Source organism: Promicromonospora vindobonensis (genome assembly GCF_042685865.1).
In the GTDB taxonomy this organism is placed as follows: domain Bacteria; phylum Actinomycetota; class Actinomycetes; order Actinomycetales; family Cellulomonadaceae; genus Promicromonospora; species Promicromonospora vindobonensis.
The window spans coordinates 3218027-3236524 of sequence record NZ_JBHUOG010000002.1 but is presented as its reverse complement, the minus strand read 5'-3'; the positions used below and the strand labels follow the sequence as shown (position 1 = coordinate 3236524).

Annotated in this window: 25 protein-coding genes; all 25 read left to right on the top strand. The window is 65.8% G+C overall.

Annotated features, from left to right (window positions below; all coding sequences use genetic code 11):
• The first annotated feature begins 38 nt into the window (after nt 1-38).
• Nucleotides 39-3923, top strand: a complete 3885-nt coding sequence (locus ACFS27_RS27705; RefSeq protein WP_377190348.1) for a DNA-directed RNA polymerase subunit beta' — start codon at nt 39-41, stop codon at nt 3921-3923.
• A 436-nt stretch (nt 3924-4359) separates the two neighbouring features.
• Complete coding sequence (gene rpsL / locus ACFS27_RS27700) at nt 4360-4734, top strand: 30S ribosomal protein S12 (RefSeq protein ID WP_108492305.1); 375 nt, start codon at nt 4360-4362, stop codon at nt 4732-4734.
• Nucleotides 4734-5204: a 30S ribosomal protein S7 gene (rpsG, locus tag ACFS27_RS27695; RefSeq protein ID WP_182620558.1), complete on the top strand. Its 471-nt coding sequence runs from the start codon at nt 4734-4736 to the stop codon at nt 5202-5204. The genes rpsL and rpsG overlap by 1 nt, the downstream gene beginning before the upstream one ends.
• Nucleotides 5205-5297: 93 nt before the next feature.
• Nucleotides 5298-7400, top strand: coding sequence for an elongation factor G (fusA, locus tag ACFS27_RS27690; protein WP_377190346.1), 2103 nt, complete (start codon nt 5298-5300; stop codon nt 7398-7400).
• Nucleotides 7401-7522: 122 nt separating this feature from the next.
• Complete coding sequence (tuf, locus tag ACFS27_RS27685; protein WP_377190344.1) at nt 7523-8719, top strand: elongation factor Tu; 1197 nt, start codon at nt 7523-7525, stop codon at nt 8717-8719.
• A 527-nt stretch (nt 8720-9246) separates the two neighbouring features.
• Nucleotides 9247-9555: a 30S ribosomal protein S10 gene (gene rpsJ, locus ACFS27_RS27680; protein WP_019146773.1), complete on the top strand. Its 309-nt coding sequence runs from the start codon at nt 9247-9249 to the stop codon at nt 9553-9555.
• A gap of 14 nt (nt 9556-9569) precedes the next feature.
• A complete protein-coding gene (rplC, locus tag ACFS27_RS27675) occupies nt 9570-10223 on the top strand; it encodes a 50S ribosomal protein L3 (protein ID WP_377190342.1) in 654 nt (217 codons plus the stop codon).
• Between the two features lie 5 nt (nt 10224-10228).
• Nucleotides 10229-10933 carry a 50S ribosomal protein L4 gene (gene rplD / locus ACFS27_RS27670; protein ID WP_377190340.1) on the top strand — a complete coding sequence of 235 codons (705 nt, stop codon included), beginning with the start codon at nt 10229-10231 and terminating at the stop codon, nt 10931-10933.
• Entirely contained in the window at nt 10930-11232 is a 303-nt protein-coding gene (gene rplW / locus ACFS27_RS27665) for a 50S ribosomal protein L23 (RefSeq protein WP_129788480.1), read from the top strand. Before rplD ends, rplW begins: the two co-directional genes overlap by 4 nt.
• 31 nt (nt 11233-11263) lie before the next feature.
• On the top strand, nt 11264-12100 hold the full coding sequence (gene rplB / locus ACFS27_RS27660) for a 50S ribosomal protein L2 (RefSeq protein ID WP_377190338.1): 837 nt from the start codon (nt 11264-11266) through the stop codon (nt 12098-12100).
• 14 nt (nt 12101-12114) lie between these two features.
• Nucleotides 12115-12396: a 30S ribosomal protein S19 gene (gene rpsS / locus ACFS27_RS27655; protein ID WP_357473565.1), complete on the top strand. Its 282-nt coding sequence runs from the start codon at nt 12115-12117 to the stop codon at nt 12394-12396.
• A gap of 67 nt (nt 12397-12463) precedes the next feature.
• The gene (gene rplV, locus ACFS27_RS27650) at nt 12464-12823 is read left to right on the top strand and encodes a 50S ribosomal protein L22 (RefSeq protein ID WP_116673591.1); all 360 of its coding nucleotides are present in this window, start codon (nt 12464-12466) and stop codon (nt 12821-12823) included.
• Entirely contained in the window at nt 12823-13665 is an 843-nt protein-coding gene (gene rpsC / locus ACFS27_RS27645; RefSeq protein ID WP_377190336.1) for a 30S ribosomal protein S3, read from the top strand. The genes rplV and rpsC overlap by 1 nt, the downstream gene beginning before the upstream one ends.
• 2 nt (nt 13666-13667) lie before the next feature.
• Entirely contained in the window at nt 13668-14084 is a 417-nt protein-coding gene (rplP, locus tag ACFS27_RS27640; RefSeq protein WP_020016120.1) for a 50S ribosomal protein L16, read from the top strand.
• The gene (gene rpmC, locus ACFS27_RS27635) at nt 14084-14323 is read left to right on the top strand and encodes a 50S ribosomal protein L29 (protein ID WP_116673593.1); all 240 of its coding nucleotides are present in this window, start codon (nt 14084-14086) and stop codon (nt 14321-14323) included. The genes rplP and rpmC overlap by 1 nt, the downstream gene beginning before the upstream one ends.
• A 4-nt stretch (nt 14324-14327) precedes the next feature.
• The gene (gene rpsQ / locus ACFS27_RS27630; protein ID WP_253869172.1) at nt 14328-14615 is read left to right on the top strand and encodes a 30S ribosomal protein S17; all 288 of its coding nucleotides are present in this window, start codon (nt 14328-14330) and stop codon (nt 14613-14615) included.
• 136 nt (nt 14616-14751) lie between these two features.
• A complete protein-coding gene (gene rplN, locus ACFS27_RS27625) occupies nt 14752-15120 on the top strand; it encodes a 50S ribosomal protein L14 (protein ID WP_253869171.1) in 369 nt (122 codons plus the stop codon).
• 2 nt (nt 15121-15122) lie between these two features.
• Nucleotides 15123-15464, top strand: coding sequence for a 50S ribosomal protein L24 (gene rplX / locus ACFS27_RS27620; RefSeq protein ID WP_253869170.1), 342 nt, complete (start codon nt 15123-15125; stop codon nt 15462-15464).
• A complete protein-coding gene (gene rplE / locus ACFS27_RS27615) occupies nt 15464-16039 on the top strand; it encodes a 50S ribosomal protein L5 (RefSeq protein WP_253869169.1) in 576 nt (191 codons plus the stop codon). The genes rplX and rplE overlap by 1 nt, the downstream gene beginning before the upstream one ends.
• Before the next feature lies 1 nt (nt 16040).
• Nucleotides 16041-16226: a type Z 30S ribosomal protein S14 gene (locus ACFS27_RS27610; protein WP_021480434.1), complete on the top strand. Its 186-nt coding sequence runs from the start codon at nt 16041-16043 to the stop codon at nt 16224-16226.
• Nucleotides 16227-16299: 73 nt separating this feature from the next.
• Nucleotides 16300-16698 (top strand): 30S ribosomal protein S8, encoded by a 399-nt coding sequence (gene rpsH / locus ACFS27_RS27605; RefSeq protein ID WP_377190330.1) that lies wholly within the window; start codon nt 16300-16302, stop codon nt 16696-16698.
• A gap of 21 nt (nt 16699-16719) precedes the next feature.
• The gene (rplF, locus tag ACFS27_RS27600; RefSeq protein WP_377190328.1) at nt 16720-17256 is read left to right on the top strand and encodes a 50S ribosomal protein L6; all 537 of its coding nucleotides are present in this window, start codon (nt 16720-16722) and stop codon (nt 17254-17256) included.
• A 2-nt stretch (nt 17257-17258) separates the two neighbouring features.
• Nucleotides 17259-17630: a 50S ribosomal protein L18 gene (gene rplR, locus ACFS27_RS27595; RefSeq protein WP_377190326.1), complete on the top strand. Its 372-nt coding sequence runs from the start codon at nt 17259-17261 to the stop codon at nt 17628-17630.
• Nucleotides 17631-17661: 31 nt separating this feature from the next.
• The gene (gene rpsE / locus ACFS27_RS27590) at nt 17662-18315 is read left to right on the top strand and encodes a 30S ribosomal protein S5 (RefSeq protein ID WP_377190324.1); all 654 of its coding nucleotides are present in this window, start codon (nt 17662-17664) and stop codon (nt 18313-18315) included.
• On the top strand, nt 18315-18497 hold the full coding sequence (gene rpmD / locus ACFS27_RS27585; protein ID WP_020016131.1) for a 50S ribosomal protein L30: 183 nt from the start codon (nt 18315-18317) through the stop codon (nt 18495-18497). The genes rpsE and rpmD overlap by 1 nt, the downstream gene beginning before the upstream one ends.
• Nucleotide 18498: the final 1 nt, after the last annotated feature.

Genomic DNA, 18498 nt, shown 5'->3' with positions numbered 1-18498 from the left:
CACGAGGGTTTTCGAGAACTTCAGGAAGTAGGACCATCTTGCTCGACGTCAACGTCTTCGACGAGCTGCGTATCGGCCTCGCCACGGCCGAGGACATCCGTGCCTGGTCGCACGGTGAGGTCAAGAAGCCAGAGACCATCAACTACCGCACCCTCAAGCCGGAGAAGGACGGGCTCTTCTGCGAGAAGATCTTCGGTCCCACCCGCGACTGGGAGTGCTACTGCGGCAAGTACAAGCGCGTGCGCTTCAAGGGCATCATCTGTGAGCGTTGTGGCGTAGAGGTCACGCGCTCCAAGGTGCGCCGTGAGCGCATGGGCCACATCGAGCTCGCCGCGCCCGTCACGCACATCTGGTTCTTCAAGGGTGTGCCGTCCCGCCTGGGCTACCTGCTGGACCTGGCCCCGAAGGACCTCGAGAAGGTCATCTACTTCGCGGCCTACATGATCACGTCGGTCGACGACGAGGCCCGCCAGGAAGATCTGCCCAACCTGCAGAACGAGATCGATCTCGAGAAGAAGGAGATCTCCGACCGCCGGGACAACGACATCAACACCCGTGCCCAGAAGCTCGAGGCCGACCTGGCCGAGCTCGAGGCAGAGGGTGCAAAGGCCGACGCGCGCCGCAAGGTGCGTGACTCCGCCGAGCGCGAGATGGCTCAGCTCCGCAAGCGTGCGGACCAGGAGCTGGACCGCCTCGAGCAGGTCTGGGACCGGTTCAAGAACCTCAAGGTCGCTGACCTCGAGGGCGACGAGATGCTGTACCGCCAGCTGCAGGACCGCTACGGCACCTACTTCGAGGGCGCCATGGGCGCGAACGCGATCCAGCAGCGCCTCCAGAACTTCGATCTGGACGCAGAGGCCGAGTCGCTGCGCGAGACCATCCGCTCGGGCAAGGGCCAGCGCAAGACCCGTGCCCTCAAGCGCCTCAAGGTCGTGAACGCGTTCCTCACGACCACGAACTCGCCCACGGCGATGGTGCTCGACGCCGTCCCGGTCATCCCGCCGGACCTGCGCCCGATGGTGCAGCTCGACGGTGGCCGGTTCGCGACGTCGGACCTGAACGACCTGTACCGCCGCGTCATCAACCGGAACAACCGCCTCAAGCGGCTTCTGGACCTCGGCGCGCCGGAGATCATCGTCAACAACGAGAAGCGGATGCTCCAGGAGGCCGTCGACTCGCTGTTCGACAACGGCCGCCGTGGCCGCCCGGTGACGGGCCCGGGCAACCGGCCGCTGAAGTCGATCTCCGACATGCTCAAGGGCAAGCAGGGCCGGTTCCGTCAGAACCTGCTCGGCAAGCGCGTCGACTACTCGGGCCGTTCGGTCATCGTGGTCGGCCCGCAGCTCAAGCTGCACCAGTGCGGTCTGCCCAAGCAGATGGCGCTCGAGCTGTTCAAGCCCTTCGTCATGAAGCGGCTCGTCGAGCTCAACCACGCGCAGAACATCAAGAGCGCCAAGCGCATGGTCGAGCGCACGCGCCCCGTGGTCTGGGACGTGCTCGAAGAGGTCATCACGGAGCACCCCGTGCTCCTGAACCGTGCGCCGACGCTGCACCGTCTGGGCATCCAGGCGTTCGAGCCGCAGCTCGTCGAGGGCAAGGCCATCCACCTGCACCCGCTCGTGTGCGGCGCGTTCAACGCCGACTTCGACGGTGACCAGATGGCTGTGCACCTGCCCCTGAGCGCCGAGGCGCAGGCCGAGGCCCGCATCCTCATGCTCTCGAGCAACAACATCCTCAAGCCGTCGGACGGCCGTCCGGTGACCATGCCTTCGCAGGACATGATCATCGGTCTGCACCACCTCACGAGCGACCGTCCGGACGCCGTGGGCGAGGGCCGCGCGTTCGGCTCCGTGGCCGAGGCCATCATGGCCTTCGACCGCAACGAGCTGGACATCAACGCCAAGATCAAGCTGCGGATGTCGGACCTGGTGCCGCCGCTGAAGGACTTCGAGGCGCCCGAGGGCTGGGAGCAGGGGCAGCAGCTCCTGTTCGACACCACGCTCGGCCGGTACCTGTTCAACGAGGCGCTGCCCGTCGACTACCCGTACGAGAACGGTGTGGCCGACAAGAAGCGCCTGTCGACGATCGTCAACGACCTCGCCGAGCGTTACCCGAAGGTCGAGGTGGCCGCTGCGCTGGACGCGCTGAAGGACGCCGGCTACCGGTGGGCCACACGCTCCGGCGTCACGATCGCCATCTCCGACGTCGCTGCACCGACCGCCAAGGCCGAGATCCTCGAGGCGCACGAGGCTCGTGCCCTGAAGGTTCAGCAGCAGTTCGACAAGGGTCTGATCACCGACGACGAGCGCCGTCAGGAGCTCATCGAGATCTGGACGCAGGCCACCGACAAGGTCGCGCAGGCCATGCGGGTCAACCTCGAGAGCAACGCGCGGAACACCGTCATGCGCATGGTGGGCTCTGGCGCACGTGGTAACTGGATGCAGGTCCGTCAGATCGCCGGTATGCGCGGCCTTGTGGCGAACCCGAAGGGCGAGATCATCCCTCGCCCGATCAAGTCCAACTACCGCGAGGGCCTGTCCGTCCTCGAGTACTTCATCGCGACGCACGGTGCCCGTAAGGGTCTGGCCGACACGGCCCTCCGTACGGCGGACTCGGGTTACCTGACCCGTCGTCTGGTGGACGTCTCGCAGGACGTCATCATCCGCGAGGAGGACTGCGGCACCGAGCGTGGCCTCACGCTGCCGGTCGCCGAGAAGCTCCCCGACGGTTCGCTCATCCCGGACGACCGCGTCGAGACCAGCATCTACTCGCGTACCTTCGCGACGGACGTGGTGGACGCGGACGGCAACGTCATCGCGACCGCCGGGTCGGACGCGGGCGACGTCATCATCGACCAGGTCATCGCAGCGGGCATCGAGAGCGTCAAGGTCCGTTCGGTCCTGACGTGCGAGTCCCGCGTCGGTACCTGCGCCAAGTGCTACGGCCGCTCCCTTGCCACGGGTCTGCTCGTGGACATCGGCGAGGCCGTCGGCATCATCGCGGCGCAGTCGATCGGTGAGCCGGGCACGCAGCTGACGATGCGTACCTTCCACACCGGTGGTGTGGCTGCCGCTGAGGACATCACGCAGGGTCTGCCGCGTGTCACCGAGCTCTTCGAGGCCCGCACCCCCAAGGGTGAGGCGCCGATCGCGGAGTACACGGGTCGCGTGACGATCGAGGACACCGAGCGGACGCGTCACCTCGTGCTGACGCCGGACGACGGTGGCGAGGAGATCAAGTACCCGGTCACGAAGCGTGCGCGCCTCAAGATCGCGGACGGCGACCACGTCACCGTGGGTACCCAGCTCGTCCAGGGTGCTGTCGACCCGAAGAAGGTGCTGCGGATCCTCGGCCCGCGTGCCACGCAGACCCACCTGGTGGACCAGGTCCAGGAGACCTACCGCAGCCAGGGCGTGGACATCCACGACAAGCACATCGAGGTCATCGTGCGGCAGATGCTGCGTCGCGTGACCGTGCTCGACTCGGGTGACTCGCACCTGCTGCCCGGTGAGCTCGCGGAGCGCATGCGCTTCGAGGACGCCAACCGCAAGGCCGTGTCGGAGGGTGGCCAGCCGGCCGCCGGCCGTCCGGAGCTGATGGGTATCACGAAGGCTTCGCTCGCCACCGACTCGTGGCTCTCGGCGGCCTCCTTCCAGGAGACCACCCGAGTGCTCACCGAGGCGTCGATGAGCGGTCGTCGTGACCCGCTGCTGGGCCTCAAGGAGAACGTCATCATCGGTAAGCTCATCCCGGCCGGTACGGGTCTGCCCCGCTACCGCAACGTCGAGGTCGAGCCCACCGAGCAGGCCAAGGCCGAGCTCTACCCGAGCTTCGGCTATGACGAGATCGACTTCCCGACGCTCGGTATGGGCTCGGGCGAGGCGATCCCGCTGGAGGACCTGGACCTCGGCGACTTCCGCTGATCCGATCCTCTGAGAACTAGGTAGTGCGCGCCTGCCCGGTCCTGACCAGCTCGACCCTCGTCGGTCGAGCCGGGTCGGGGCCGGGCAGGCGCTCTACGTGGGGGTTTCGGGCCCATCTCACACCCGATTCGTTTTGACCCCCTGTAAACACGTGGGTATTCTTAGAATTCGTGCCCGCGCCGTCGGGCCGCACCTCTTGAAGGCCGCCGCAGGGCAGCTTCGGAAGCGGCCGATGTGAGTGCGTGGGCATCCCGGTGTAATCCTCCGGGGCACGTCGTGCCCCGATGGTGGATCCGGGCCATCGAGCCGGTGGTACGTGGCGTAGCAGTCCCCGTGGGGGCTGTGGGTGCCGCATGCGATCGGCACGCACAAGCCAAACCATCGACGGGGACGCCGGCAGGGCGTCGCCGAAGCTCAAGAAGACGACGGAGACGTAGTGCCTACGATCCAGCAGCTCGTCCGCAAGGGGCGTACATCGAAGGTCACGGCGTCCAAGACGCCGGCCCTTCATGCCTCTCCTCAGCGGCGCGGTGTGTGCACACGCGTGTACACCACCACCCCCAAGAAGCCGAACTCGGCGCTCCGTAAGGTCGCGCGCGTGAAGCTCTCCTCCGGTACCGAAGTCACCGCGTACATCCCCGGTGTCGGCCACAACCTGCAGGAGCACTCGATCGTGCTCGTGCGCGGCGGCCGTGTGAAGGACCTTCCCGGCGTCCGTTACAAGATCGTCCGCGGCGCTCTCGACACCCAGGGTGTCAAGGGTCGCAAGCAGGGTCGGAGCAAGTACGGCGCCAAGAAGGAGAAGAGCTGATGCCCCGCAAGGGTCCGGCCCCGAAGCGGCCGCTCATCGTTGACCCGGTGTACGGGTCCCCGGTTGTCACGCAGCTGATCAACAAGGTCCTGCTCGACGGCAAGAAGTCGACCGCCGAGGCGATCGTCTACGGCGCCCTCGAGGGTGTCCGCTCCAAGACCGACGGCGACCCGGTCGTGGTCCTCAAGCGCGCGCTGGACAACGTCCGCCCCGCGCTCGAGGTGCGCTCCCGCCGCGTCGGTGGCGCCACGTACCAGGTGCCGGTCGACGTCCGCCCCACGCGTGCCACCACGCTCGCGCTGCGCTGGCTCACCGACTTCTCCCGCGCTCGTCGCGAGAAGACGATGACCGAGCGTCTCATGAACGAGATCCTCGACGCGTCGAACGGTCTCGGTGCTGCGGTCAAGCGCCGCGAGGACATGCACAAGATGGCCGACTCCAACAAGGCCTTCGCGCACTACCGCTGGTAGTAGCTTCCGAGCGGCCCCGGGTTACCCCGGGGCCGTCGGTGGATGCTTGACCGCCGGCCCCCAGCCCACCTTCAGACCAAGGGGTAAGACACCGTGGCACTCGACGTGCTGACTGACCTGAACAAGGTCCGCAACATCGGCATCATGGCCCATATCGATGCCGGCAAGACCACGACGACCGAGCGCATCCTGTTCTACACGGGTGTGAACTACAAGATCGGTGAGACGCACGACGGTGCGTCGACGATGGACTGGATGGAGCAGGAGCAGGAGCGCGGCATCACGATCACGTCCGCCGCGACGACCTGCTACTGGAAGAACAACCAGATCAACATCATCGATACGCCGGGTCACGTCGACTTCACGGTCGAGGTGGAGCGTTCGCTCCGCGTGCTCGATGGTGCCGTTGCCGTGTTCGACGGCAAGGAGGGCGTCGAGCCCCAGTCGGAGACGGTCTGGCGCCAGGCGGACAAGTACGACGTCCCGCGCATCTGCTTCGTCAACAAGATGGACAAGCTCGGTGCGGACTTCTACTTCACCGTCGACACCATCATCAACCGCCTCAAGGCGAAGCCGCTCGTCATCCAGCTCCCGATCGGTGCTGAGAACGACTTCGAGGGCGTTGTCGACCTCATCGAGATGAAGGCGCTCACGTGGCGCGGCGACACCAAGATGGGCGAGGAGTACGAGGTCGAGGAGATCCCGGCCGACATGGTCGAGAAGGCTGAGCAGTACCGCGCTCAGCTCATCGAGGCCGTCGCCGAGGCTGACGACGAGCTGCTCGAGAAGTTCCTCGCCGGTGAAGAGCTGACGATCCCGGAGATCAAGGCCGGTATCCGCAAGCTCGTCATCAGCTCGGCGGCCTTCCCGGTGCTGTGTGGCTCGGCGTTCAAGAACAAGGGCGTGCAGCCCATGCTCGACGCCGTGATCGACTATCTGCCGACCCCGCTCGACGTCCCGGCCGTCCAGGGCCACGACGTCAAGGACCCGGAGAAGATCGTCGAGCGTCGCCCGGACGAGTCGGAGCCGTTCTCGGCCCTCGCGTTCAAGGTCGCCACGCACCCGTTCTTCGGCAAGCTGACCTACGTCCGCGTCTACTCGGGCAAGGTCGCGCAGGGCGCACAGGTGCAGAACTCGACCAAGGGCAAGAAGGAGCGCATCGGGAAGCTCTTCCAGATGCACTCCAACAAGGAGAACCCGGTCGAGGAAGCACACGCGGGCCACATCTACGCGTTCATCGGGCTCAAGGACGTCACCACCGGTGACACCCTGTCCGACCCGGCGAACCAGGTCATCCTCGAGTCGATGAGCTTCCCGGAGCCCGTCATCGACGTGGCGATCGAGCCGAAGACGAAGGCCGACCAGGAGAAGCTGTCGACCGCTATCCAGAAGCTCGCGCAGGAGGACCCGACGTTCCGGGTGCGCCTGGACGACGAGACCGGCCAGACCGTCATCGGCGGTATGGGCGAGCTCCACCTCGACATCCTCGTGGACCGTATGCGTCGCGAGTTCAAGGTCGAGGCCAACGTCGGTAAGCCGCAGGTCGCCTACCGCGAGACCATTCGCCGCGTTGCGGAGAAGGTCGACTACACGCACAAGAAGCAGACCGGTGGTTCCGGCCAGTTCGCGAAGGTCCAGGTGACCTTCGCACCGCTGGAGACGACGGAGGGCGAGCTCTACGAGTTCGAGAACGCCGTCACCGGTGGCCGCATCCCCCGTGAGTACATCCCGTCCGTGGACGCTGGTATCCAGTCGGCCATGCAGCAGGGTGTCCTGGCAGGCTTCCCGGTCGTCGGCGTCAAGGCGTCGCTGATCGATGGTGCGTACCACGACGTCGACTCCTCGGAGATGGCGTTCAAGATTGCCGGTTCGATGGTCTTCAAGGAAGGCGTCAAGCGCGCCGACCCGGTCCTGCTCGAGCCGGTCATGGCCGTCGAGGTGCGTACGCCCGAGGAGTACATGGGCGACGTGATCGGCGACATCAACTCCCGACGTGGCATGATCCAGTCCATGGAGGACGCGACCGGTGTCAAGGTCGTTCGCGCCCAGGTGCCGCTGAGCGAGATGTTCGGTTACATCGGCGACCTCCGGTCGAAGACCCAGGGCCGCGCGGTGTACTCGATGCAGTTCGACAGCTATGCCGAGGTTCCCAAGGCAGTTGCCGAAGAGATCATCAAGAAGACCCGGGGCGAGTGAGTCCCCACAGGTCGACCCGCACAACCAACCTGTAGGAAGAACCGCACGCCCCGCAGTTGTAGGCTTCTTGGCCGAGCATCTGCAACGTTCGGAACATCTACCCAAGTCCCAGGAGGACCCCAGTGGCTAAGGCCAAGTTCGAGCGGACCAAGCCGCACGTCAACATCGGCACGATCGGTCACGTCGACCACGGTAAGACGACGCTGACCGCCGCGATCTCGAAGACGCTTGCGGACAAGTACCCGGACCTTCCGGCGAACACGCAGCGCAACTTCGACGAGATCGACGCCGCGCCGGAAGAGAAGCAGCGCGGTATCACGATCAACATCGCGCACATCGAGTACGAGACGCCGGCGCGCCACTACGCGCACGTCGACGCCCCTGGTCACGCCGACTACATCAAGAACATGATCACCGGTGCCGCGCAGATGGACGGCGCGATCCTGGTGGTTGCCGCGACCGACGGCCCGATGGCCCAGACGCGTGAGCACGTGCTGCTCGCCCGTCAGGTCGGCGTGCCCTACCTGCTCGTGGCGCTCAACAAGTCCGACATGGTCGACGACGAGGAGATCCTCGAGCTCGTCGAGATGGAGGTCCGTGAGCTGCTCTCCTCGCAGGAGTTCGACGGCGACAACGCGCCCGTCGTTCGCGTCTCGGGCCTCAAGGCTCTCGAGGGCGACGCCGAGTGGGTCGAGAAGGTCGTCGAGCTGATGAACGCTGTCGACGAGAACGTGCCGGAGCCGGTGCGCGACCTCGACAAGCCGTTCCTCATGCCGATCGAGGACGTCTTCACGATCACCGGTCGTGGCACGGTCGTCACCGGTAAGGTCGAGCGTGGCACGCTGGACGTCAACTCTGACGTCGAGATCGTCGGTATCCGCGAGCCGCAGAAGACCACGGTCACGGGCATCGAGACGTTCCACAAGCAGATGGACCAGGCACAGGCCGGCGACAACACCGGTCTGCTCCTGCGTGGCATCAAGCGCGAGGACGTCGAGCGCGGGCAGGTCATCGTGAAGCCGGGTTCGATCACCCCGCACACGAACTTCGAGGCTCAGGTCTACATCCTGGGCAAGGACGAGGGTGGCCGTCACAACCCGTTCTACTCGAACTACCGCCCGCAGTTCTACTTCCGCACCACGGACGTCACCGGCGTCATCACGCTGCCCGAGGGCACCGAGATGGTCATGCCCGGCGACAACACCGAGATGTCGGTCGAGCTCATCCAGCCGATCGCCATGGAGGAGGGTCTGGGCTTCGCCATCCGCGAGGGTGGCCGCACGGTCGGTTCAGGCCGTGTCACCAAGATCATCAAGTGATCTTGGAGCACAGACTCATCTGACGGAAGTCAGCTGAACGATGAGGCCCGGGTGCTTCGGCGCCCGGGCCTCATCGCGTAGTAGCAGGCGTCACACGGTCCTCCGTTTGGTACATGCGGAGTCGTGTGGCAAGATTGCATAGTTGCCTGTCACAGGCGCGCTCTTTCAAGTGTCGAACAGTGTGCAGAACCGCAGTCCTTGGTCCCGGATCGTTCGGGATCAGCAGAGGCTGGAGCGGTCACCCTCCCGGGGAAAACCGGGCGAGGGGTCGCGGGGTTTATCGCCTGCTATTCGATGCGTACGAGGCGCCCCGCGGAGCACACGTCCTCCGGTCTTCCGGAGGGACTGTTCCGAGCAGGCTCGGCAAACGTCGTGGTCGGTTCTGGCTGTACAGCCAGGACGAGATCACTTCCCAACGGCCCCGGCACCAGCGATGGTGTTATGCGCCCGGCTGTGCCGCTTTAAGCGACACGCCCGAGTGCGTGGGTCGGACAGTAGCGGTTCGAGAGAGAGAGTCAGACGACGCCATGGCGGGACAGAAGATCCGCATCCGGCTCAAGTCCTACGACCACGAGGTGATCGACAGTTCGGCGCGCAAGATCGTCGACACGGTCACTCGCGCTGGTGCGACGGTCGTGGGTCCGGTGCCGCTGCCGACGGAGAAGAACGTCTTCGTTGTGATCCGGTCGCCTCACAAGTACAAGGACAGCCGTGAGCACTTCGAGATGCGTACGCACAAGCGGCTCATCGACATCATCGATCCCACGCCCAAGGCCGTCGACTCGCTCATGCGACTCGACCTGCCGGCGGACGTGAACATCGAGATCAAGCTCTGAGGCTGGAGGACATCATGACCAACCAGCAGAAGAACGTGACCGCGTTGCTCGGGACCAAGCTTGGTATGACCCAGCTCTGGGACGAGGCAGGCCGCCTCGTGCCGGTGACCGTGGTCTCCGTGGGCACCAATGTGGTGACCCAGGTCCGCACGGTGGACGCCGACGGTTATGCGGCTGTCCAGCTTGCGACCGGCCAGGTTGACCCGCGCAAGGTCACCAAGCCCCTCAAGGGCCACTTCGAGAAGGCCGGTGTGACGCCTCGTCGTCACGTGGCCGAGATCCGCACCGAGAACGCTGGCGAGTTCACGCTCGGCCAGGAGATCACCGCTGAGGCCTTCGAGGCCGGCGCTGTGGTCGACGTGATTGGCACGACCAAGGGCAAGGGCACCGCCGGTGTGATGAAGCGTCACGGCTTCTCCGGCGTGGGTGCCTCCCACGGTGCGCACCGTAACCACCGCAAGCCTGGCTCGATCGGTGGCGCTTCGACGCCGTCGCGAGTCTTCAAGGGCATGCGGATGGCGGGTCGGATGGGTAATGACCGTCAGACCACCCAGAACCTGACCGTTCACGCGGTCGACGCAGAGAAGGGTCTGCTGCTCGTCAAGGGCGCAGTTCCCGGCCCCAAGGGTGGCGTCGTCCTCGTGCGTAACGCCGCGAAGGGAGCGTGAACCCGATGTCCGCTCTGACTGTCGACGTCCTGGACGCCCAGGGCAAGAAGTCCGGCACCGCCGAGCTCCCTGCTGAGGTGTTCGACGTGGCCGTGAACATCCCGCTGATCCACCAGGTGGTTGTTGCGCAGCGCGCAGCGGCCCGCCAGGGCACAGCGTCCACGAAGACTCGTGGCGAGGTTCGCGGTGGTGGCCGTAAGCCGTACAAGCAGAAGGGCACCGGTCGCGCCCGCCAGGGTTCGACGCGTGCTCCGCAGTTCGCCGGCGGTGGCGTCGTTCACGGCCCGCAGCCGCGCAGCTACGACCAGCGCACCCCGAAGAAGATGAAGGCTGCCGCTCTCCGCGGTGCGCTTTCGGACCGCGCCCGTGCCGGCCGCGTGCACGTCGTTGCCGGCTTCGGCATCGACGGTGTTCCGTCGACCAAGACGGCGCTCGCCACGATCACGAAGCTGACGACGCGTGCCAACGTGCTCGTCGTGACGCTCCGCGGTGACGACGCGACGCATCGGTCCCTGCGCAACGTTCCCGAGGTGCACCTCCTGGTCGCTGACCAGCTGAACACCTACGACGTGCTCATCTCCGACGACGTCATCTTCACCGAGGGTGCGCTTGCCGCGTTCCTCGAGGGCCCGACCAAGGGTGCGAAGGCTGTCGCCACTGAGTCGGAGATCGGGTCCGAGGCTGATATCACCGAGGAGACTGCCAAGTGACCGTCACCGTGAAGGACCCGCGCGACATCCTGCTCGCGCCGGTCGTCTCCGAGAAGAGCTACAACCTTCTCGACGAGGGCAAGTACACCTTCATCGTGGACCCGAGCGCCAACAAGACCGAGATCAAGATCGCTATCGAGAAGGTCTTCAGCGTCAAGGTCGCGTCGGTGAACACGATGAACCGCAAGGGCAAGACGCGTCGCACGCGTTTTGGCCTCGGCAAGCGCAAGGACACGAAGCGTGCGATCGTCACCCTCCGCGAGGGCACGATCGACATCTTCGGCGGTCCGGTCGGCTGAGCTGACGAGAGACGATTGAGGACAGGTTTCCATGGGAATCCGTAAGTACAAGCCGACGACGCCCGGCCGCCGTGGCTCCAGCGTTGCCGACTTTGTCGAGGTCACACGCTCGCAGCCGGAGAAGTCGCTGATCCGCCCGCTGAGCAAGACCGGTGGCCGTAACAACACCGGTCGTATCACGACGCGCCACAAGGGCGGCGGCCACAAGCGCGCCTACCGAGTCATCGACTTCCGTCGTCACGACAAGGACGGCGTGCCCGCGAAGGTCGCTCACATCGAGTACGACCCCAACCGCACGGCGCGCATCGCGCTCCTGCACTACGCGGACGGCGAGAAGCGCTACATCATCGCGCCGAACAAGCTGTCGCAGGGCGACCGCATCGAGGCCGGTGCGGGTGCCGACATCAAGCCCGGCAACAACCTGCCGCTGCGCAACATCCCGACCGGTACGGTCATCCACGCCATCGAGCTTCGGCCCGGTGGCGGTGCGAAGATCGCCCGTTCGGCCGGTGCGTCGGTGCAGCTCGTTGCCAAGGACGGCCCCTATGCGCAGCTGCGCATGCCGTCCGGCGAGATCCGGATGGTCGACCTGCGCTGCCGCGCGACGGTCGGCGAGGTCGGTAACGCCGAGCAGTCGAACATCAGCTGGGGCAAGGCCGGCCGCATGCGCTGGAAGGGCAAGCGCCCGACCGTGCGTGGCGTCGCCATGAACCCGGTTGACCACCCCCACGGTGGTGGTGAAGGCAAGACGTCCGGTGGACGCCACCCGGTGAGCCCTTGGGGCCAGCCGGAGGGTCGTACCCGCCGTCCGAACAAGTCGAGCGACCGGATGATCGTCCGTCGCCGTCGTACCGGCAAGAAGCGCTGATAGGAGCCTGAAACATGCCTCGTAGCCTGAAGAAGGGCCCCTTCGTAGACGACCACCTCCAGAAGAAGGTGGACGTCCAGAACGAGAAGGGGACCAAGACAGTAATCAAGACCTGGTCCCGTCGGTCGGTTGTCACGCCCGACTTTCTCGGTCACACCTTTGCCGTGCACGACGGTCGCAAGCACGTCCCGGTCTTCGTGACCGAGTCGATGGTCGGCCACAAGCTCGGCGAGTTCGCTCCCACGCGGACCTTCCGCGGCCACGTGAAGGACGACAGGAAGGGTCGTCGCCGCTGAGGCGTGGGGTTCTCCCCGCCATAGCAGTGATGATCTGGACTGTCTGAGAAAAGGAAGCAGGACAGCAATGGAAGCCAAGGCGCAGGCGCGGTTCGTCCGTGTCACGCCCCAGAAGGCCCGGCGCGTCGTGGACCTCATCCGTGGCAAGCAGGCCTCTGAGGCCGTCGCGGTGCTGAAGTTCGCACCGCAGGCCGCCAGCGAGCCGATCCGCAAGGTTGTGGAGAGCGCGATCGCCAACGCTCGGGTGAAGGCCGACCGCGCGAGCGAACGTTTCGACGAGGGCGACCTGGTCGTCTCCGCCGCGTTCGTGGACGAGGGGCCGACGCTCAAGCGTTTCCGCCCGCGGGCTCAGGGACGTGCTACGCGCATTCTTAAGCGCACCAGCCACATCACCGTGGTGCTCGCCGACAAGGAAGGGGCCCGATAGTGGGACAGAAGGTTCACCCGCACGGGTACCGCCTGGGTATTACGACTGACCACCGGTCGCGTTGGTTCGCCGACAGCACCAAGCCCGGTCAGCGGTACCGCGACTACGTCCGTGAGGACGTTCAGATCCGCAAGCTCATGAGCACTGGTCTCGAGCGTGCAGGTATCTCCAAGGTTGAGATCGAGCGCACCCGCGATCGTGTCCGCGTGGACATCCACACGGCACGTCCGGGCATCGTGATCGGCCGTCGAGGGGCTGAGGCAGACCGCATCCGCGGCGAGCTCGAGAAGCTCACCGGCAAGCAGGTTCAGCTCAACATCCTCGAGGTCAAGAACGCGGAGATCGACGCGCAGCTCGTTGCTCAGGGCATTGCCGAGCAGCTGGCCAGCCGTGTCTCCTTCCGTCGCGCGATGCGCAAGGGCATGCAGTCCGCCCAGCGTGCCGGCGCGAAGGGCATCCGCGTGCAGGTCGCCGGCCGCCTCGGCGGCGCGGAGATGAGCCGCTCGGAGTTCTATCGCGAGGGCCGCGTGCCCCTGCACACGCTCCGCGCGTACATCGACTACGGCTTCTACGAGGCCCGCACCACCTTCGGCCGCATCGGCGTGAAGGTGTGGATCTACAAGGGCGAGGTCACCGAGAAGGAGTTCGCCGCTCAGCAGGCTACTGCCGCTCCCCGTCAGGGCCGTGGCCGTGGCGAGCGCGGCGGCGAGCGTGGCGAGCGCGGTGGCGAGCGTCGCGGTGGCGGTCGTCGCAACGAGCGTCCGGCCGAGCGCAGCACTGAGGCAGCCCCCGCGGCTGAGGCAGCTGCTGCACCGGCCGCAGAGACCGGAACGGAGGCCTGACCATGCTGATCCCGCGCAGGGTCAAGCACCGCAAGCAGCACCACCCGTCGCGCTCCGGCGCGGCCAAGGGTGGCACGCAGATCGCGTTCGGCGACTTCGGCATCCAGGCTCTGGAGCCGGCGTACGTCACCAACCGCCAGATCGAGGCGGCGCGTATCGCAATGACTCGCCACATCAAGCGTGGCGGCAAGGTGTGGATCAACATCTACCCGGACCGCCCGCTGACGAAGAAGCCTGCCGAGACCCGCATGGGTTCCGGTAAGGGTTCGCCGGAGTGGTGGGTCGCTAACGTCAAGCCGGGTCGGATCGTTTTCGAACTGGCCGGTGTTGACGAGTCCCTTGCACGCGAGGCCATGCGCCGCGCGATGCACAAGCTCCCGATGAAGTGCCGTTTCGTGGTGCGCGAGGGTGGTGTCTGATGGCTATCGGTACGCAGGGGCTTGCCCCCATCGATCTGGATGGCATGGATGACGAGACTCTCGTCGCCAAGCTGAAGGAAGCCAAGGAGGAGCTTTTCAACCTCCGCTTCCAGTCGGCGACCGGCCAGCTCGAGAGCCACGGTCGTCTCAAGGCCGTGCGTCGCGACATCGCTCGGATCTACACGATCCTGCGTGAGCGCGAGCTCGGCATCCGTACGGCTCCGAGCGTGAGTGAGTGAGGCAATGAGCGAGAACACGACTGCTGCGGCCCCCGAGGCCCAGCGTGCGACGCGCAAGGTGCGCCGTGGCTACGTGGTCAGCGACAAGATGGACAAGACCATCGTGATCGAGGTCGAGGACCGGGTGAAGCACCCGCTCTACGCCAAGGTCATTCGTCGCACCACGAAGGTCAAGGCGCACGACGAGCAGAACAGCGCCGGTATCGGCGACCTGGTCGTCATCATGGAGACCCGCCCGCTGTCCGCTACCAAGCGGTTCCGGCTCGTGGAGATCCTCGAGAAGGCCAAGTAAGGACTTCTATCCCGGCTGGGGCGGTGCGTGACACACGTACGCGTGCCGTCCCGGCCAGCACAGTAACTATCCGTTCGGCCAGGCTCGCCGGAAACAGTCCGCGCGAGAACCAGTTCGACGACAGGAGTTCATTCAAATGATCCAGCAGGAGTCGCGACTTCGGGTCGCCGACAACACGGGTGCCAAGGAGATTCTCTGCATCCGCGTTCTCGGTGGCTCCGGCCGTCGCTACGCCGGAATCGGCGACACCATCGTCGCCACCGTCAAGGACGCGATCCCAGGCGGCAACGTGAAGAAGGGCGACGTCATCAAGGCCGTCGTCGTCCGGACCGCCAAGGAGCGCCGCCGTCCCGACGGTTCCTACATCAAGTTCGACGAGAACGCCGCCGTCATCCTGAAGAGCGACGGCGAGCCTCGCGGCACCCGCATCTTCGGCCCGGTGGGTCGTGAGCTGCGCGACAAGCGGTTCATGAAGATCATCTCGCTGGCACCGGAGGTGCTCTGACCATGGCGAAGATCAAGAAGGGCGACCAGGTCATCGTGATCTCGGGTCGTGACAAGGGCAAGACCGGCCGGGTGCTCGAAGTCTTCAAGGACTCCGACCGCCTCGTGGTCGAGGGCGTTCAGCGCGTCACGAAGCACACCAAGGTGGGCCAGTCGCAGCGCGGCGCCCGCACCGGTGGCATCGAGACGGTCGAGGCGCCGATCCACGTGAGCAACGTGATGATCGTCGACCCGGAGTCCAAGAAGGGCACCCGCGTCGGGTACCGCGAGGAGCAGGTGGAGCGCGACGGTCGTACCAAGACCGTCCGGATCCGCGTTGCGAAGCGCTCCGGGAAGGACATCTGATGACCGAGACGACCATCGAGGCCCCGGCCCTGCCGCGCCTCAAGCAGAAGTACCGCGAGGAGATCCTCCCGGCGCTGATCGAGGAGTTCGGCCACAAGAACCTGCACCAGGCCGGCGGTCTCACGAAGATCGTCGTGAACATGGGTGTGGGCGACGCGGCCAAGGACTCGAAGCTCATCGAGGGCGCTATCCGCGACCTCTCGGCGATCACCGGTCAGAAGCCGCAGGTCACCAAGGCTCGTAAGTCCATCGCGCAGTTCAAGCTGCGCGAGGGCATGCCGATCGGTGCGCACGTGACGCTTCGCGGTGACCGCATGTGGGAGTTCCTGGACCGTCTGCTGGCAACCGCGCTGCCGCGTATTCGCGACTTCCGCGGTCTGTCGCCCAAGCAGTTCGACGGCCACGGCAACTACACCTTCGGTCTCACGGAGCAGTCGATGTTCCACGAGATCGACCAGGACAAGATCGACCGCGTCCGCGGTATGGACATCACGGTCGTGACGACGGCGACGACCGACGACGAGGGCCGCTCCCTGCTGCGCCGTCTCGGCTTCCCCTTCAAGGAGAGCAACTGACATGGCGAAGAAGGCCCTGATCAACAAGGCGGCCGCCAAGCCGAAGTTTGCGGTCCGCGCCTACACCCGGTGCCAGAAGTGCGGTCGCCCGCACTCCGTTTACCGCAAGTTCGGCCTGTGCCGTATCTGCGTGCGGGAGATGGCCCACCGCGGCGAACTTCCCGGCGTCACCAAGAGCAGCTGGTAACACAACTACGTCGTAGGTCTGTTCGGCCTTTGACGGCCGTTCGGATACCCCGGCGAGGAAGGGCAAGAGCCCGATGACTATGACCGACCCGATCGCAGACATGCTGACCCGTCTGCGTAACGCGAACTCGGCTCACCACGACACGGTCACCATGCCGTCGTCGAAGCTGAAGACGCACATTGCTGAGATCCTGCAGGCCGAGGGCTACATCGTCGGCTGGTCCGTGGAGGACGCCCAGGTGGGCAAGTCCCTCACGCTCGAGCTGAAGTACGGCCAGAACCGGGAGCGCGCCCTTGCGGGCGTGCGCCGCATCTCGAAGCCCGGTCTGCGTGTCTACCGCAAGTCCACCGATCTGCCCAAGGTGCTCGGCGGCCTGGGCGTGGCGATTATGTCCACGTCCTCTGGTCTCCTCACCGACCGGCAGGCACAGGCCAAGGGCGTCGGCGGCGAAGTCCTCGCCTACGTCTGGTAATCCGGAAAGGAGAAAACGCCAATGTCTCGAATCGGCAAGCTTCCCGTTCCGGTCCCAGCCGGCGTGGACATCACTGTCAGCGGCGCGCTCGTGACCGTGAAGGGCCCCAAGGGTTCTCTCGAGCACAACGTGCCCGCCCCCATCAATGTCGCCCAGGAGGACACCCAGCTCGTGGTGTCCCGTCCGGACGACGAGCGGAACTCCCGTGCGCTGCACGGCCTGACCCGCACCCTGATCGCCAACATGATCACCGGTGTGACGCAGGGCTACGAGAAGAAGCTCGAGATCGTCGGTACTGGTTACCGAGTCGTGGCGAAGGGCTCGGGCCTTGAGTTCGCGCTCGGATTCAGCCACCCCGTTGTCATCGAACCCCCCGCGGGTGTCACGTTCGCAGTCGAGAGCCCTACCAAGTTCTCGGTCTCGGGCATCGACAAGCAGCAGGTCGGCGAGGTCGCAGCGAACATTCGCAAGATCCGCAAGCCCGAGCCTTACAAGGGCAAGGGCGTGCGTTACGCCGGCGAGAATGTCCGCCGCAAGGTCGGAAAGGCTGGTAAGTGACGATGGCTATCAAGATCCTGGGTAAGGGAAAGTCCGTCGCTCGCCAGCGTCGTCACCTGCGCCTGCGCAAGAAGATCGCCGGCACCGCCGTTCGGCCGCGTCTGGTTGTCACCCGTTCCTCGCGCCACATGGTGGTGCAGGTCGTGGACGACAACGTGGGCAAGACCGTCGCGTCGGCGTCGACCCTCGAGGCCGACCTGCGTGCGTTCGACGGCGACAAGACGGCCAAGGCCCGCAAGATCGGCGAGCTCGTCGCCGAGCGTGCCAAGGCTGTCGGCGTCGACACCGTCGTGTTCGACCGCGGCGGCAACAAGTACCACGGTCGCGTCGCTGCAGTGGCTGACGGCGCCCGCGAGGGCGGTCTGGCCCTGTGATGACCAACGCACGGAAGAAGAGGACTCTCTGATGGCTGCAGGGCAGCGCAGCGGCGCCCCCCAGGGTGCCGCCACCGAGAACAAGGACCGTAACGACCGCCGTGGTGGCGGCCGTCGCGACGACCGTCGCGGAGGGCGCGAGGAAAAGAGCGCCTTCGTCGAGAAGGTCGTCTCCATCAACCGCGTCTCCAAGGTCGTCAAGGGCGGCCGTCGCTTCAGCTTCACCGCGCTCGTCGTGGTGGGCGATGGCGATGGCACCGTCGGCGTCGGCTACGGCAAGGCCAAGGAAGTGCCCGCGGCTATCGCCAAGGGTGTCGAGGAGGCGAAGAAGAGCTTCTTCCGCGTCCCTCGTATCCAGGGCACCATCCCTCACCCCATCCAGGGTGAGAAGGCCGCCGGTGTCGTGTTCCTGCGTCCGGCGTCGCCGGGTACCGGTGTGATCGCCGGTGGTCCGGTGCGCGCCGTGCTGGAGTGCGCCGGCATCCACGACGTGCTGAGCAAGTCGCTCGGTTCGTCGAACGCGATCAACATCGTGCACGCCACGGTCGCGGCCCTGAAGGGCCTCGAGGAGCCGGCTGCTGTTGCCGCTCGTCGTGGCCTCCCGCTCGAGGACGTGGCCCCGGCCGCGCTCCTTCGCGCGCAGGCTGCTGGTCGTGCCGAGTCTGCTGCGAAGGCGGGTGCGTGATGGCTCGACTCAAGGTGACTCAGACCAAGTCCGCCATCGGCGGCAAGCAGAACCAGCGTGACACGCTGCGAACCCTGGGCCTCAAGCGGATCGGCGACACTGCCGTGAAGGAGGACCGTGCGGAGATTCGTGGCATGGTCAAGACGGTGGCGCACCTCGTCGCCGTCGAGGAGGTCGAGTGAT

Bases quoted from the DNA above. Each gene is read 5' to 3' on its own strand.
- rpsG (WP_182620558.1), top strand. From the start codon at position 4,734: ATGCCCCGCAAGGGTCCGGCCCCGAAGCGGCCGCTCATCGTTGACCCG.
- rpsJ (WP_019146773.1), top strand. From the start codon at position 9,247: ATGGCGGGACAGAAGATCCGCATCCGGCTCAAGTCCTACGACCACGAG.
- rplC (WP_377190342.1), top strand. From the start codon at position 9,570: ATGACCAACCAGCAGAAGAACGTGACCGCGTTGCTCGGGACCAAGCTT.
- rplD (WP_377190340.1), top strand. From the start codon at position 10,229: ATGTCCGCTCTGACTGTCGACGTCCTGGACGCCCAGGGCAAGAAGTCC.
- rplB (WP_377190338.1), top strand. From the start codon at position 11,264: ATGGGAATCCGTAAGTACAAGCCGACGACGCCCGGCCGCCGTGGCTCC.
- rpsS (WP_357473565.1), top strand. From the start codon at position 12,115: ATGCCTCGTAGCCTGAAGAAGGGCCCCTTCGTAGACGACCACCTCCAG.
- rplV (WP_116673591.1), top strand. From the start codon at position 12,464: ATGGAAGCCAAGGCGCAGGCGCGGTTCGTCCGTGTCACGCCCCAGAAG.
- rplP (WP_020016120.1), top strand. From the start codon at position 13,668: ATGCTGATCCCGCGCAGGGTCAAGCACCGCAAGCAGCACCACCCGTCG.
- rpmC (WP_116673593.1), top strand. From the start codon at position 14,084: ATGGCTATCGGTACGCAGGGGCTTGCCCCCATCGATCTGGATGGCATG.
- rpsQ (WP_253869172.1), top strand. From the start codon at position 14,328: ATGAGCGAGAACACGACTGCTGCGGCCCCCGAGGCCCAGCGTGCGACG.
- rplN (WP_253869171.1), top strand. From the start codon at position 14,752: ATGATCCAGCAGGAGTCGCGACTTCGGGTCGCCGACAACACGGGTGCC.
- rplX (WP_253869170.1), top strand. From the start codon at position 15,123: ATGGCGAAGATCAAGAAGGGCGACCAGGTCATCGTGATCTCGGGTCGT.
- rplE (WP_253869169.1), top strand. From the start codon at position 15,464: ATGACCGAGACGACCATCGAGGCCCCGGCCCTGCCGCGCCTCAAGCAG.
- ACFS27_RS27610 (WP_021480434.1), top strand. From the start codon at position 16,041: ATGGCGAAGAAGGCCCTGATCAACAAGGCGGCCGCCAAGCCGAAGTTT.
- rpsH (WP_377190330.1), top strand. From the start codon at position 16,300: ATGACTATGACCGACCCGATCGCAGACATGCTGACCCGTCTGCGTAAC.
- rplF (WP_377190328.1), top strand. From the start codon at position 16,720: ATGTCTCGAATCGGCAAGCTTCCCGTTCCGGTCCCAGCCGGCGTGGAC.
- rplR (WP_377190326.1), top strand. From the start codon at position 17,259: ATGGCTATCAAGATCCTGGGTAAGGGAAAGTCCGTCGCTCGCCAGCGT.
- rpsE (WP_377190324.1), top strand. From the start codon at position 17,662: ATGGCTGCAGGGCAGCGCAGCGGCGCCCCCCAGGGTGCCGCCACCGAG.
- rpmD (WP_020016131.1), top strand. From the start codon at position 18,315: ATGGCTCGACTCAAGGTGACTCAGACCAAGTCCGCCATCGGCGGCAAG.